General features: G+C 55.1%; 9 protein-coding genes. 4 read left to right on the forward strand and 5 right to left on the reverse strand.

Features of this window, described 5'->3' with window-relative positions; all coding sequences use genetic code 11:
• The first annotated feature begins 400 nt into the window (after positions 1-400).
• From gltB to codA, 4 genes are all read left to right on the forward strand, one after another.
• Positions 401-4,861 carry a glutamate synthase large subunit gene (gene gltB / locus IPZ49_RS16770; protein WP_063146517.1) on the forward strand — a complete coding sequence of 1,487 codons (4,461 nt, stop codon included), beginning with the start codon at positions 401-403 and terminating at the stop codon, positions 4,859-4,861.
• Between the two features lie 9 nt (positions 4,862-4,870).
• Entirely contained in the window at positions 4,871-6,289 is a 1,419-nt protein-coding gene (gene gltD, locus IPZ49_RS16775; RefSeq protein ID WP_032626441.1) for a glutamate synthase subunit GltD, read from the forward strand.
• Positions 6,290-6,476: 187 nt separating this feature from the next.
• Positions 6,477-7,727, forward strand: a complete 1,251-nt coding sequence (codB, locus tag IPZ49_RS16780; protein ID WP_046620941.1) for a cytosine permease — start codon at positions 6,477-6,479, stop codon at positions 7,725-7,727.
• Entirely contained in the window at positions 7,717-8,997 is a 1,281-nt protein-coding gene (gene codA / locus IPZ49_RS16785; protein WP_063146516.1) for a cytosine/isoguanine deaminase, read from the forward strand. Before codB ends, codA begins: the two co-directional genes overlap by 11 nt.
• A 150-nt stretch (positions 8,998-9,147) precedes the next feature.
• On the opposite strand, the gene IPZ49_RS16790 is transcribed toward codA, so the two are convergent.
• The 5 genes from IPZ49_RS16790 to IPZ49_RS16810 form a co-directional block, all read right to left on the reverse strand.
• The gene (locus IPZ49_RS16790; RefSeq protein WP_022649546.1) at positions 9,148-9,852 is read right to left on the reverse strand and encodes a DUF1120 domain-containing protein; all 705 of its coding nucleotides are present in this window, start codon (positions 9,850-9,852) and stop codon (positions 9,148-9,150) included.
• On the reverse strand, positions 9,849-10,379 hold the full coding sequence (locus IPZ49_RS16795; protein WP_022649547.1) for a hypothetical protein: 531 nt from the start codon (positions 10,377-10,379) through the stop codon (positions 9,849-9,851). Before IPZ49_RS16795 ends, IPZ49_RS16790 begins: the two co-directional genes overlap by 4 nt.
• On the reverse strand, positions 10,376-12,763 hold the full coding sequence (locus tag IPZ49_RS16800) for a fimbrial biogenesis usher protein (protein WP_063146515.1): 2,388 nt from the start codon (positions 12,761-12,763) through the stop codon (positions 10,376-10,378). Before IPZ49_RS16800 ends, IPZ49_RS16795 begins: the two co-directional genes overlap by 4 nt.
• A 24-nt stretch (positions 12,764-12,787) precedes the next feature.
• The gene (locus tag IPZ49_RS16805) at positions 12,788-13,459 is read right to left on the reverse strand and encodes a fimbria/pilus chaperone family protein (RefSeq protein WP_022649549.1); all 672 of its coding nucleotides are present in this window, start codon (positions 13,457-13,459) and stop codon (positions 12,788-12,790) included.
• A gap of 147 nt (positions 13,460-13,606) precedes the next feature.
• Complete coding sequence (locus IPZ49_RS16810; protein WP_022649550.1) at positions 13,607-14,353, reverse strand: DUF1120 domain-containing protein; 747 nt, start codon at positions 14,351-14,353, stop codon at positions 13,607-13,609.
• Positions 14,354-14,396: the final 43 nt, after the last annotated feature.

Below are 14,396 nucleotides of genomic sequence, written 5' to 3' on the forward strand. Positions count from 1 at the left end.
GCTTTCATATAGTGAGTCAGATCACACTCCCCTGCACCTTCCCGGCGCTTTAAGTGGTTGTAAAAATAGTGAAATAATCAATAAAAACAACAATATGAGCACTCTTTAGCACATTTTTGTATAAATAAGATTGCCATTTGACCTGTGTACCAATTCCCGATAAGTTGGAAATCCGCTGGAAGCTTTCTGGATGAGCGGCCTGCTCATCATATTTATGCAGTAATTGAGATTCCCTCTGAAGCAAGTCCTCAAACTTGTTTACCTGCGCGAAAGGATGAAAAAGAGGGCGAATGCGAGGTCCGCGTATGAAACGCTAACCCCGTCGCCATGCTCTTTCTGCGCCTGTGCGCCACGGTAAAGTTCAGTGGGAAGCCCGACGAGCCTGGGGAGGTTCACTGATATGTTGTACGATAAATCCCTTGAGAAGGATAACTGTGGTTTCGGCCTGATCGCCCACATAGAAGGCGAACCTAGCCACAAGGTAGTGCGTACTGCTATTCACGCACTGGCCCGTATGCAGCACCGTGGCGCCATCCTTGCCGATGGTAAAACCGGCGACGGTTGCGGTCTGCTGCTGCAAAAACCGGATCGTTTCTTCCGCATCGTGGCGGAAGAGCGCGGCTGGCGTTTAGCTAAAAACTACGCTGTCGGTATGCTGTTCCTGAATCAGGATCCTGAAAAAGCTGCCGCGTCACGCCGCATCGTTGAAGAAGAACTTCAGCGTGAAACCCTGTCGATTGTCGGCTGGCGCGATGTGCCAACCAACGAAGGGGTGCTCGGTGAAATCGCCCTCTCCTCGCTGCCTCGTATTGAACAGATTTTCGTCAACGCGCCTGCGGGCTGGCGTCCGCGTGATATGGAACGCCGTCTGTTTATTGCCCGCCGCCGCATTGAAAAACGTCTTCAGGACGATAAAGAGTTCTACGTCTGTAGCCTCTCTAACCTGGTGAACATCTATAAAGGTCTGTGCATGCCGGCTGACCTGCCGCGCTTCTACCTGGACCTGGCGGACCTGCGTCTGGAATCGGCCATTTGCCTGTTCCACCAGCGCTTCTCCACCAACACCGTTCCACGCTGGCCGCTGGCGCAGCCGTTCCGCTACCTGGCGCATAACGGCGAGATCAACACCATCACCGGCAACCGCCAGTGGGCCCGCGCCCGTACCTATAAATTCCAGACGCCGCTGATCCCGGACCTGCACGATGCCGCGCCGTTCGTGAACGAAACCGGCTCGGACTCCAGCTCCATGGATAACATGCTGGAACTGCTGCTGGCGGGCGGGATGGATATCGTGCGCGCCATGCGTCTGCTTGTACCGCCGGCCTGGCAGAACAACCCGGATATGGACCCTGAGCTGCGCGCGTTCTTTGACTTTAACTCCATGCACATGGAGCCGTGGGATGGCCCGGCAGGCATCGTTATGTCCGACGGACGTTTTGCCGCCTGTAACCTGGACCGTAACGGTCTGCGTCCGGCGCGCTATGTCATTACCAAAGACAAGCTCATCACCTGTGCCTCTGAAGTGGGTATCTGGGATTACCAGCCAGACGAAGTGGTCGAGAAAGGCCGCGTCGGACCGGGCGAGCTGATGGTGATTGACACCCGCGGTGGGCGTATTCTGCACTCTGCTGAAACCGACAACGATCTGAAGAGCCGCCATCCGTACAAAGAGTGGATGGAGAAAAACGTACGTCGTCTGGTGCCGTTTGAAGATCTGTCAGACGAAGAAGTGGGTAGCCGCGAGCTGGACGATGACACCCTCGCGAGCTTCCAGAAGCAGTTTAACTACAGCGCGGAAGAGCTGGACTCGGTTATTCGCGTGCTCGGCGAAAACGGCCAGGAAGCGGTCGGCTCAATGGGTGACGATACCCCGTTTGCTGTGCTCTCCAGCCAGCCACGCATTATTTACGACTACTTCCGCCAGCAGTTTGCGCAGGTCACCAACCCGCCAATCGATCCGCTGCGCGAAGCCCACGTCATGTCGCTGGCCACCAGCATCGGCCGTGAGATGAACGTATTCTGTGAAGCCGAAGGCCAGGCGCACCGTCTGACCTTTAAATCACCGATCCTGCTGTACTCCGATTTCAAACAGCTCACCACCATGACCGAGGAGCACTATCGCGCCGACACGCTCGATATCACCTTCGACGTGACCGAAACGAGCCTCGAAGAGACGGTGAACGCGCTGTGCGACAAAGCCGAGCAGATGGTGCGTAACGGCACCGTTCTGCTGGTGCTGTCTGACCGCAACATCGCGAAAAACCGTCTGCCGGTGCCTGCACCCATGGCGGTGGGGGCTATCCAGACGCGTCTGGTGGACAAGAGCCTGCGCTGCGATGCCAACATCATCGTTGAAACTGCGAGCGCGCGCGACCCGCACCACTTTGCGGTGCTGTTAGGCTTTGGCGCCACGGCGATCTACCCGTATCTGGCCTACGAAACGCTGGCCCGCCTGGTGGATACCCGCGCGATCGATAAAGACTACCGTGCTGTGATGCTGAACTACCGTAACGGCATCAACAAAGGTCTGTACAAGATCATGTCCAAAATGGGCATCTCGACCATCGCCTCTTACCGCTGCTCGAAGCTGTTTGAAGCGGTCGGTCTGCATGACGACGTTGCCAACCTCTGCTTCCAGGGCGTGATCAGCCGTATTGGTGGCGCAGGCTTTGCTGACTTCCAGCAGGATCTGGTGAACCTGTCGAAACGCGCCTGGCTGGCACGTAAGCCGCTGGAACAGGGCGGTCTGCTGAAATACGTTCACGGGGGTGAGTATCACGCTTATAACCCGGACGTGGTGCGCACACTGCAACAGGCGGTGCAAAGCGGCGAGTACAGCGATTATCAGCAGTATGCTGAGCTGGTGAACAACCGTCCGGCGGCGACGCTGCGCGATCTCATTGCCCTCAATCCGGGTGAGGAAGCGGTCAGCATTGACGAGGTTGAACCCGCATCTGAGCTGTTCAAACGTTTCGATACCGCGGCGATGTCCATCGGCGCGCTGAGCCCGGAAGCCCACGAAGCGCTGGCGGAAGCCATGAACAGCATCGGCGGCAACTCCAACTCCGGCGAAGGCGGTGAAGATCCTGCCCGTTACGGCACCAATAAAGTGTCCCGTATCAAGCAGGTAGCGTCCGGCCGTTTCGGCGTAACGCCTGCGTACCTGGTTAACGCCGACGTGATCCAGATTAAGGTCGCGCAGGGTGCGAAACCGGGTGAAGGCGGTCAGCTGCCGGGTGATAAAGTCACCCCGTACATCGCTAAGCTTCGCTACTCGGTGCCGGGCGTGACGCTGATCTCCCCGCCGCCGCACCACGATATTTACTCTATCGAGGATCTGGCGCAGCTGATTTTCGACCTGAAACAGGTCAACCCGAAAGCGATGATCTCCGTGAAGCTGGTTTCCGAGCCGGGCGTTGGCACCATCGCCACCGGCGTGGCGAAAGCCTATGCGGATCTGATCACCATCGCCGGCTACGACGGCGGCACCGGCGCAAGCCCGCTCTCCTCCGTAAAATACGCGGGTTGTCCGTGGGAGCTTGGTCTGGTGGAAACCCAGCAGGCGCTGGTCGCCAACGGCCTGCGTCACAAGATCCGTTTGCAGGTAGACGGCGGGCTGAAAACCGGCCTCGACATCATCAAAGCGGCGATTCTGGGTGCGGAAAGCTTCGGCTTCGGTACCGGCCCGATGGTTGCGCTCGGCTGTAAATACCTGCGTATTTGCCACCTGAACAACTGCGCAACGGGCGTTGCTACCCAGGACGAAAAGCTGCGTAAGAATCACTATCACGGCCTCCCGTTCAAAGTGACTAACTACTTTGACTTCATCGCCCGTGAAACCCGCGAGCTGATGGCGCAGCTGGGCGTGAAGCGTCTGGTGGATCTGATTGGCCGTACCGACCTGCTGAAAGAGCTTGAGGGCTTCACGGCCAAGCAGCAGAAGCTGGAGCTGTCTAAGCTGCTGGAAACCGCTCAGCCGCATCCTGGCAAAGCGGTTTACTGCACCGAGAACAACCCGCCGTTCGACAACGGCGTGCTGAACGCGCAGCTGCTGCAACAGGCGAAGCCGTACGTGGATGAGAAGCAGAGCAAAACGTTCTGGTTTGATATCCGCAACACCGATCGTTCCGTGGGTGCATCCCTCTCCGGTTACATCGCGCAAACGCACGGTGACCAGGGCCTGGCGTCGGATCCGATTACCGCGCACTTCAGCGGTACCGCGGGTCAGAGCTTCGGTGTGTGGAACGCGGGCGGCGTTGAGTTATACCTGACCGGTGATGCCAACGACTACGTCGGAAAAGGCATGGCGGGCGGTCTGCTGGCGGTGCGTCCTCCGGTTGGTTCAGCCTTCCGCAGCCATGAAGCAAGCATCATCGGCAATACCTGTCTGTACGGTGCAACCGGCGGTCGTCTGTTTGCCGCGGGCCGTGCGGGCGAGCGTTTTGCGGTGCGTAACTCCGGTGCCATCACCGTGGTGGAAGGCATCGGCGATAACGGCTGTGAATACATGACGGGCGGAATTGTGTGCGTCCTGGGTAAAACCGGCGTGAACTTTGGCGCGGGCATGACGGGCGGTTTTGCCTACGTCCTGGATGAAGACGGTGAGTTCCGCAAACGCGTGAACCCGGAACTGGTGGAAGTGCTGGACGTTGATTCGCTGGCCATCCACGAAGAACACCTGCGCGGCTTAATTACCGAACACGTGCAGCATACCGGTTCTTCGCGCGGCGAAGAGATCCTGGCGAACTGGCCAGCCTTCTCTGCGAAATTCGCGCTGGTTAAGCCGAAGTCCAGCGATGTTAAAGCCCTGTTGGGTCACCGTAGTCGTAGCGCAGCAGAGCTGCGCGTGCAGGCGCAGTAAGGAATTCAGATGAGCCAGAACGTTTACCAGTTTATCGACCTTCAGCGTGTTGATCCGCCAAAGAAACCGCTGAAGATCCGTAAAATTGAATTTGTTGAAATCTACGAGCCGTTTTCAGAAGGCCAGGCCAAAGCACAGGCAGACCGCTGCCTGTCCTGCGGTAACCCTTACTGCGAATGGAAGTGTCCGGTCCATAACTACATCCCGAACTGGCTGAAGCTGGCCAACGAAGGGCGTATTTTTGAAGCCGCCGAGCTGTCTCATCAGACCAACACCCTGCCGGAAGTGTGCGGCCGCGTGTGCCCTCAGGATCGTCTGTGTGAAGGCTCCTGTACGCTGAACGACGAGTTTGGCGCGGTGACCATCGGCAACATCGAACGTTATATCAACGATAAAGCGTTCGAAATGGGCTGGCGTCCGGATATGACCGGTGTGCGTCAAACCGACAAGCGCGTGGCGATTATTGGCGCGGGCCCGGCAGGCCTTGCCTGTGCGGACGTGCTGACCCGTAACGGCGTGAAAGCGGTGGTCTTTGATCGCCACCCGGAGATTGGCGGCCTGCTGACCTTCGGTATCCCGGCCTTCAAGCTGGAGAAAGAGGTGATGACCCGCCGCCGCGAAATCTTCACCGGCATGGGCATTGAGTTCAAACTGAACGTGGAAGTGGGCCGTGACGTGCAGCTCGACGACCTGCTGAAGGATTACGACGCCGTGTTCCTGGGCGTGGGTACTTATCAGTCCATGCGCGGTGGTCTGGAGAACGAAGATGCGCCGGGCGTGTACGACGCGCTGCCGTTCCTGATTGCCAACACCAGGCAGATCATGGGCTACGGTGAGACCGCCGATGAGCCGTTCGTCAGCATGGAAGGCAAACGCGTGGTGGTGCTGGGCGGCGGTGATACCGCGATGGACTGCGTGCGTACCTCCATTCGTCAGAACGCGGCGCACGTCATCTGCGCCTACCGTCGTGACGAAGAGAACATGCCGGGCTCTAAGCGCGAAGTGAAAAACGCGCGTGAAGAGGGCGTGGAGTTCCAGTTCAACATCCAGCCTCTGGGTATTGAGGTGAATGCCAACGGTAGAGTGAGCGGCGTGAAGATGGCGCGCACGGAGATGGGCGCGCCGGATGCGAAAGGCCGTCGTCGCGCGGAGATCGTGGCCGGTTCTGAACACGTGATCCCGGCTGACGCCGTGGTGATGGCGTTTGGTTTCCGTCCTCACAGCATGGAGTGGCTGGCGAAGCACAGCGTAGAGCTGGACTCTCAGGGCCGCATAATTGCGCCGGAAGGCAGCGACAACGCGTTCCAGACCAGCAACCCGAAAATCTTCGCCGGTGGCGACATCGTTCGCGGCTCTGACCTGGTGGTCACGGCGATTGCCGAAGGCCGTAAAGCGGCTGACGGGATCATGAACTTCCTGGAAGTGTAAGCCCCTCTGACTCCCCGGCAGAAGCATAAAGCGGAACGCTGGGGAGCCTGTTTTCAGTAGCCTGCCCTTAAGTTAATGATACCTTTTTAAGCAAAAAAGCAGCGTAAATCCTGACGTAAACGTTTGCTTTCATAAAAAAAATGTATATTATGCGGCGGATTTTTTGGCCAAAATTCAAGGGGGCGTTGTGTCGCAAGATAACAATTATAGCCAGGGCCCCGTCCCTCTGGCGGCGCGGAAAGGCGTGATTCCACTCACTTTTGTGATGTTAGGGTTAACCTTTTTTTCCGCCAGTATGTGGACCGGAGGTACGCTCGGTACCGGTCTTTCCTATAATGATTTCTTCCTCGCAGTTCTCTTCGGCAATCTCCTCCTCGGTATTTACACTGCTTTTCTTGGCTACATTGGCGCAAAAACCGGCCTCTCAACCCATCTTCTTGCGCGTTACTCGTTCGGTATAAAAGGTTCCTGGCTTCCCTCCATGCTTTTAGGCGGTACGCAGGTAGGATGGTTTGGCGTCGGCGTAGCGATGTTTGCCATCCCGGTGAGTAAAGCCACGGGCATCGACGTCAATATCCTGATCGCGGTATCCGGTCTGTTGATGACCATGACCATCTTCTTTGGTATCTCAGCGCTGACGATTCTGTCGATCATCGCCGTTCCCGCGATAGTTATCCTCGGCAGCTACTCCGTCTGGCTGGCGGTGCACGGCGTGGGCGGGCTGGATCATTTAAAAGCGATGGTGCCACAGACCCCGCTCAGTTTTTCAGGCGCGCTGGCGCTGGTCGTCGGCTCCTTCATCAGCGCCGGAACGCTGACCGCCGACTTCGTCCGCTTTGGGCGTAACGCGAAAGGCGCCGTGGTGGTGGCAATGGTGGCGTTTTTCCTTGGCAACTCGCTGATGTTTATCTTCGGTGCGGCAGGCGCCGCGGCAGTTGGACAGGCGGATATCTCGGACGTGATGATCGCTCAGGGGCTACTGCTGCCCGCCATTATCGTTCTCGGCCTGAACATCTGGACAACCAACGACAACGCGCTCTATGCGTCGGGTCTGGGCTTTGCCAACGTGACCGGCCTTTCCAGCCGCACGCTGTCGGTGGTTAACGGTATTATCGGCACGCTCTGCGCGCTGTGGCTGTACAATAACTTTGTCGGCTGGCTCACCTTTCTGTCGGCGGCGATCCCTCCCGTCGGTGGGGTGATTATCGCCGACTATCTGATCAACCGCCGCCGCTACGCCAGCTTCCATAGCGCTACCTTTGTGCCGGTCAACTGGGTAGCCATTCTTTCGGTCGCGCTCGGCGTGGCTGCCGGGAATATTATTCCCGGTATAGTGCCGGTGAATGCGGTCCTCGGTGGCGTATTCAGCTACCTTCTGTTAACCCCCTTAGTCAGACGTACCTTTGCTACCGCCCCGGAGGCTCCCCATGCAGAATAATACCCTCACCATTCGTCAGGCCCGTTTACAGGGGCAAGAGGGGTTATGGCAGATCGCAATTGAAAACGGGCGCTTTAGCCGTATTGAACCGCAGGACGCGGCATCGTCACCTGCGGGCCAGGTGCTTGATGCTGAAGGCGGGCTGGTCATTCCCCCTTTCGTTGAGCCGCATATCCATCTGGATACCACTCAAACGGCTGGTGAACCGAGCTGGAACCAGTCTGGTACCTTATTCGAGGGGATTGAGCGCTGGGCTGAACGTAAGGCGCTGCTCACCCACGAAGATGTTAAGACCCGCGCAATGCAGACGCTGAAATGGCAGATGGCCAACGGCATTCAGCATGTGCGTACTCACGTTGACGTCTCCGATCCCACGCTGACGGCGCTGAAAGCGATGCTGGAAGTGAAGCAGGAGGTCGCCCCGTGGGTCGATCTGCAAATCGTGGCGTTCCCCCAGGAGGGCATTCTTTCTTATCCCAACGGTGAAGCGTTGCTGGAAGAGGCGGTGCGTATGGGGGCGGACGTTATTGGCGCAATTCCGCACTTTGAATTTACCCGCGAGTATGGTGTGGAGTCGTTGCACAAAACCTTCGCACTGGCGCAGAAGTACGACAGGCTGATCGACGTACACTGCGACGAAATCGATGATGAACAGTCGCGCTTCGTGGAAACCGTCGCCGCGCTGGCGCACCGTGATGGGATGGGCGCGCGCGTTACCGCCAGCCATACCACAGCGATGCACTCCTATAATGGCGCCTACGCGTCCCGCCTGTTTCGTTTGCTGAAAATGTCGGGCATCAACTTCGTCGCCAATCCGCTGGTGAACATCCACCTTCAGGGCCGTTTCGACACCTATCCTAAGCGCCGCGGCGTAACGCGCGTGAAAGAGATGCTGGAGGCGGGGATCAACGTCTGCTTTGGGCATGATGACGTTTTCGATCCGTGGTATCCCCTGGGCACCGCCAATATGTTGCAGGTGCTGCATATGGGTTTACACGTCTGCCAGCTGATGGGGTACGGGCAGATTAACGACGGGCTGAATCTGATCACCACCCACAGCGCGAAAACGCTCAACCTGCAGGACTACGGCGTGAAGGTGGGTAATTCTGCGAACCTGGTTGTTTTACCGGCCGAAAATGGCTTTGATGCGGTTCGTCGCCAGACGCCTGCGCGTTATTCTGTTCGTCACGGGCGGGTTATCGCCGAGACGGTACCCAGCCAGACAACGCTGCATCTGACGCAGCCGGAAGCGGTGACCTTTAAACGGTAATTATCGCTTCAGGAAATCTCATCCGGAGACGTATCAGCCTGTTTACGCTTTATCAGGTCTACAAATCGCAGCCTCTTTGCAGACCTGGTAAGCGCGGCGCCAGTGGTGAACTGGCGCGTCTATTTTCGATATTCTTTTACAGAAAAGAGATTATAAATAGACCAGCGTAATCACCGCCTCGCCGTCCAGCTTGATCTCTTGCCCGCTGCCAAGCCCGTTGGCGACAGCGGCGCTCACCTGTAGCGGAACAACCGCCGATGAGATCGGCTGCGGAATATCCGTGCCTTTTTGCACAAACGTATAGAAAAAGTCCTGCTGGGTCGGCAAGGGCAATAGCGTCGTGCGCGTCCATGGACCATTTTTGGTCGCGGCCCCGGCGATCTCCACCTGAACAGCGGCACTTTCGTCGGCTGCCGTCACGCCTGCCGCGTTAATTTGCACCCCATAACTGCCAATCGGCTTCTGCTCGCTGGTCAATCCTAAACCAAACAGGCGGGTCGTATCACGCACATAGGCACCGTTATTTATCTGGAATTTTACCCCTTCTTGCCCGGATTTATCTTTGCCAACGACCACGGAACTGGCACGGGTATCACGCGCGGTAATCGCAACTCCCGTAGAAGATTCACACGTCACCGATAGTGTAAGATCGCGAGTACCAAGCTGTGTGAATGCGCTGGAGGAGAGCGACCCCGCATAGCGCGTGCCGAAATCTGCCACACCGCCATTGCTCAACGCCGGTGTACAGGCGGCAGCGTCAACGGTGACATCCACATCAATATTGACCGTATCAGTTGCCCATACCGCTGAAGCGGCAGACATTCCGCAGAGTAATAGCGCTATACGCTTTTTCATTGTACATCCATCCTTACGCGTAAATTTCCGCGCCACACTTCTCTGTCCGTAATATGGTTACTTTTGAAGCGCGGTTTGATGGTAAGCGTGACAGACGCCGTTTTTCCCCGCAGCTCCTGACCGTTGATAAACGCAATCCCTTCGTTAAGCGCTGGCGCGATCTCTCTCACGCCGCCATTGGTAACCCACGGGTCACCGGCATGGATAGCCGCCAGATTGACTGTACGATCGTCCACCGTTGCCTGCGCGGCAGTAACGCGCATGACGCCGTTATCACCAAAACCAAATTCATGCCCTTTCGGTACGTTACTTCCCAGAAAGAGACGAATACGCGACGGTTCATCGCATATCACGTTCAGGACAATCTGTTTCTCCGGCATCTCAATCAACCTGTTCCCTTCCGCCTGGCGCTCTGCGGCACTCATACGGCCATAGCTGAGTTTTTGCTGGCTTGATACTAACTGGCAGTCAGCCATAGCATGCAGAGAAAACGCCATTGCGCACACGGCTAAAAAAAGCGCCTTCATTTACACACCTCATTGACAGTTTCATAGAATGTATCGGTATTTGCCTCTTTCGGAAGCTTCAGACCAAATGCACAGGTGCCGTTATCCAGTTTTGCCACCACCTGTTGAGCAGGTTCAACATCGTTAAAAAAGACCACGCCGTCATCCACTGAGGTCGTAAGATAATTTCCGTGCGAATCCTCAAGGGCGATCCCTTTCGGCAGCTTTTTACCGTTTGCCAGGGTAACGTTCACCAGTGCACGTCGCTGGGTTAACGCAGTAAAATCAAGATGCCCTACCGCTCCTTTGCCAAGCGTGACGACACGGGTTCCATTCCCGATATCCATATTTTTCGGCAATGTTTCCGTATCCACTTCTACCCGCGCTGGGCGCCAGGCTCCCACTGACGGTACCACTGCCTGACCACGGAAGTCGGTCCATACCGGCCCCTGGGGCGTGTCAATCCTCACACCGGAGACGGGTTTATCCAGAGCAGCGATCGCGAACGTGTCGCGGATCGCCCATGGAGAGAACGTAACGCCTTGTCCATGAACCGCGATGCCCCCCTGTAGCGATCCTGAATAGCTGCGGCTATTCTCGTTATCCGAACTGGCGCTCAGGCCAAGCTGCGTATAGTGAAGGTTGCTGCTTATCCCACCGTTTACATTATCGCGATTCGTGGCCTGATCGTGTTCAGCTCCCAGCGACCAGGATGTGGTATCACTTACGACGCCAAGCGCAGAGGCGCCATACCGCGTTTTATGGTCATCATGACGGCTGTACAGGCTAACGCTATTGCTGGCACCAAAAGGAATACTGAGGTTGACGTAGAACAGATCGCCATCATCCTCATTCTCCTCATCTGCACTCAACTGATGTTGCCAGTTCATGGAAATCGTGGCGTACTTGAATGACTTGTTCCAACCCGCAGAGATGAAGCGGGAATCATCTGACTTATCATAACCCTGCGTTTGGTAGTAGCTGGTGCTAAGCGTGCCTAAGTAGGGCACACTCCAGGTCAGCCCGGCGGAATACTCATTTTTATTACTGCTGTCGAAATCATCATCCAGTGCTTCAAAAAGTTCGCGATAGTCTTGCGATTTATGCGTAACAGAGGCGTTAGCCCCCATGCCAAATGCGGGGTCAGAACTCCATGTTGCCGATAGCGTGTACCTCTGCCCTTTCAGTGAATCTTTCGAATCGTTGGACTGGTTCGCCTGGAGTGAAACAAGCCAGGCTGGTAGCGGCACTGTATCAAGGCTGGTGGCGACAGCCTGGTAATCTTCGCCTACGATTGAGCCTGCGTTGACATTCACCCGTTCGCTTAGTTTCCAGCCTCCAGAAAGGCTGGCTACCCATGGCGTTTCACTATAGCTATCGCTCACTCGTCCCAGCGCAAAGTGATATCCTGAAGGCGCCCCTGCGCTCTGGTTATACAGCGCTGCGGGCACCACATAGCTGTGCTGGCTGCCATCGGTTTCCACTACCGTCACGTTCAGATCGCTAACGCCGTTACGTACCGGCACATCGGTGAGATTAAACGGCCCGACCGGCACCAGTGTGCTGTACACCAGAACATTTTGCTGACGCACTTCAATACGGGCCTGAGGCGTATTGGCGATACCGGACACGCTCACTCCGCTACCGCCCTGTTGTAAGGCGCTTTCCGGTGAAAGCTCGATACCATAGATTCCCGTTCCCTGAAGAAGGGAGTTATTGATATTGACCTCGCCCGCCCTCAGGGTACTTTTCAGGGGGACAAAAGTATGCTGCAAATAGGTCGACGAGTTATTACTCTCGAATTCTCCGTCGCTCCGGCTCAGCAGTTGCTGAGTACGTAAGATCCAGTCGTCGAAATTGACCCCACCGTCCAGCATGGCCTGTGAATAGTCAGAGTGCCCGTCACCAAACTCATTGCGCGAGGAGAGAAGAGAATAATTCAACAGCGCAGCAGTGCCACCGGAAGTATAAGCTCCGATATCCGATTCGCTGTTTGCTATCCGATCCGCCGGTACAACCAGACTTAGAGATTCTTGCGCAGGCGAAGCCTCCACAATAGCGCTCGGGATATGACCGGTATAATCGTAGCAGCCGGACTCATAGTCAGAGGGAACTTTTAATCCTGCCTGCTCCATAAAAGGTTTGTCGAAACAGAGATCGCCGTTGTTGTCGAAACGAGCAATAACGTTGCCTTTATTATCACCATTCACCTTCAGGGCGACGGAAACGCTACCCGGTAAATACTTCGTCTTGCGAGAGAAATAATTTGATACGTCCGGGTTTATCCCCAGTGAACGAAGCGTTTCCTGATCAAAATTAATGGCAGCAGTTTCCATCTGCTGAGCCATTGCCTGGCCAGAACAGACCAGGCCAATGAGACAGGCGAGTAACGTTTTTTGCTGCATATCCTTTGCTGTCCTTATAGAGGCTTACTTCAAATCTGTAGTAAAGCGATCCCCTTTATAGCCGTAACGACTCGCCGGATAGAATTCAACTTTATTATCAGAGAAATTTGGTAATGTTGTTTTTATCGAGGTGTGTGGAAGGATGTAGGTCTTATCCAGCACACCCGCTTTTCCTGAGGGTAATGTTTTAAAGGATGCCGTTATACGAACAACGTAATCGCTGGGGTTGTTGATAACCAGGCCATCACCCTTTTTGTTCCATGTCAAAAATTTCCATGGCTGCGTCTCCTCAGGTAGACCCGCAGGATGAATTACAACAGGAAGATCCTGGCGGATAGTCAACGCAACTTTATCTTCTCCTTTCTCCTTTGGAGGAATGCCTTCGAACGTGACGCGTTTAAGTTCTTCATACTTCATGGGTTTGCTGGTTTGCAGCAGAAAACGCATTCGCTGTGTTTCCCCGGCGTCGACACGGACTACAGGTTGAGAAACGATTAAACGAATAGATTTATCGCTATCAGGTAAATCTACAATGTTTGTATAAAGCAATGCAGGTTGCGAATCCGTATTTTTAACATTCATACTGGCTTCGCCTTTTTGTGCATCGACTAATAAAACCGATGTTTCTGGAACCATACCGGTGGCACAACACTTTGTCGCTACAGCCAACAACGCAAGATATAGAATTTTCTTCATGACTTTCCACTCACATAAATAAATAAAAATCATACCGGCATTATTTTTATTATTCTTGCGGCAGAGAAAGCTATTTTAATGCAAAAAAAGCGTGACAATGGCTTTTAAATACTCTAACCATTGCCACGTTAATTAAGCGTTAAATTATTAGAGATATACCAGACTAATGGTTGCGTTACCGTCCAGCGTAATTACGTCAGTCGTACCTAATACCGAGTTATCCTGCACTGCAGAGGTAACCAGCAACGGCACGCTAAGCTGTTTGAAGGCTTTTGGCTGCGTGGTACCGGCTGTTGCTACGGTATTCGCTTTTTGGTAGCCCGTGCAGCCATTAAGCGAGCAGAGGTAACCCAGGCCTGGCGCAACTTTCTCCCAGGAACGCTGGCCTTCAGTGATGCTCCCTGTTACCAGGGTGTCAACATTCGCGCCATCCGCTGTGACCGCTTCAGTATTGATGGCAACGGTGTAAGCACCAATGCTCACGCCAGCGGTGGTTTTACCCAGACCAAAGGCACCAGCGGTGTTGCTGAAGTCTGATTTATCCGTACCGCTACCTGCGATAAACGCGGTTGAAGACAGGTTAACGCGACTGTCCAGGCGGTTATCGGTGGAGGTAAAAGCAACGCTCATGTTGCTTTCGCAACTGATATTTAGCGTGATGCTTTTCTGCCCCAATTGTACCAGCTTGTTTGTCGCACCGGTCGGTGCAATATTTTGGTTCAGTACCGTTCCATAATCTACAACGCCGCCATCAGGCAGGGTCGGCGTACATGCAGCCGGGTTAATCGTACCGACAACTTTCAGCGTAACATCGTTAGCGGCCTGGGCAGCAAAAGCGGATAAACCGAAGGCTACGGCGACGGTTGCTGCCGAGAGTACTTTTTTAAATTCCATTATTTTCATTTCCCGATTTATTTTCTACAGCATTTAGCAATAA

It is taken from the genome of Enterobacter cloacae complex sp. S2 (assembly GCF_015159675.1).
GTDB classification, from domain to species: Bacteria; Pseudomonadota; Gammaproteobacteria; order Enterobacterales; family Enterobacteriaceae; genus Enterobacter; species Enterobacter intestinihominis.

Excerpts from the sequence above, each read along its gene's own strand:
- gltB (WP_063146517.1), top strand. The coding sequence starts at position 401 with ATGTTGTACGATAAATCCCTTGAGAAGGATAACTGTGGTTTCGGCCTG.
- gltD (WP_032626441.1), top strand. The coding sequence starts at position 4,871 with ATGAGCCAGAACGTTTACCAGTTTATCGACCTTCAGCGTGTTGATCCG.
- codA (WP_063146516.1), top strand. The coding sequence starts at position 7,717 with ATGCAGAATAATACCCTCACCATTCGTCAGGCCCGTTTACAGGGGCAA.
- IPZ49_RS16790 (WP_022649546.1), bottom strand. The coding sequence starts at position 9,852 with ATGAAAAAGCGTATAGCGCTATTACTCTGCGGAATGTCTGCCGCTTCA.
- IPZ49_RS16795 (WP_022649547.1), bottom strand. The coding sequence starts at position 10,379 with ATGAAGGCGCTTTTTTTAGCCGTGTGCGCAATGGCGTTTTCTCTGCAT.
- IPZ49_RS16800 (WP_063146515.1), bottom strand. The coding sequence starts at position 12,763 with ATGCAGCAAAAAACGTTACTCGCCTGTCTCATTGGCCTGGTCTGTTCT.
- IPZ49_RS16805 (WP_022649549.1), bottom strand. The coding sequence starts at position 13,459 with ATGAAGAAAATTCTATATCTTGCGTTGTTGGCTGTAGCGACAAAGTGT.
- IPZ49_RS16810 (WP_022649550.1), bottom strand. The coding sequence starts at position 14,353 with ATGGAATTTAAAAAAGTACTCTCGGCAGCAACCGTCGCCGTAGCCTTC.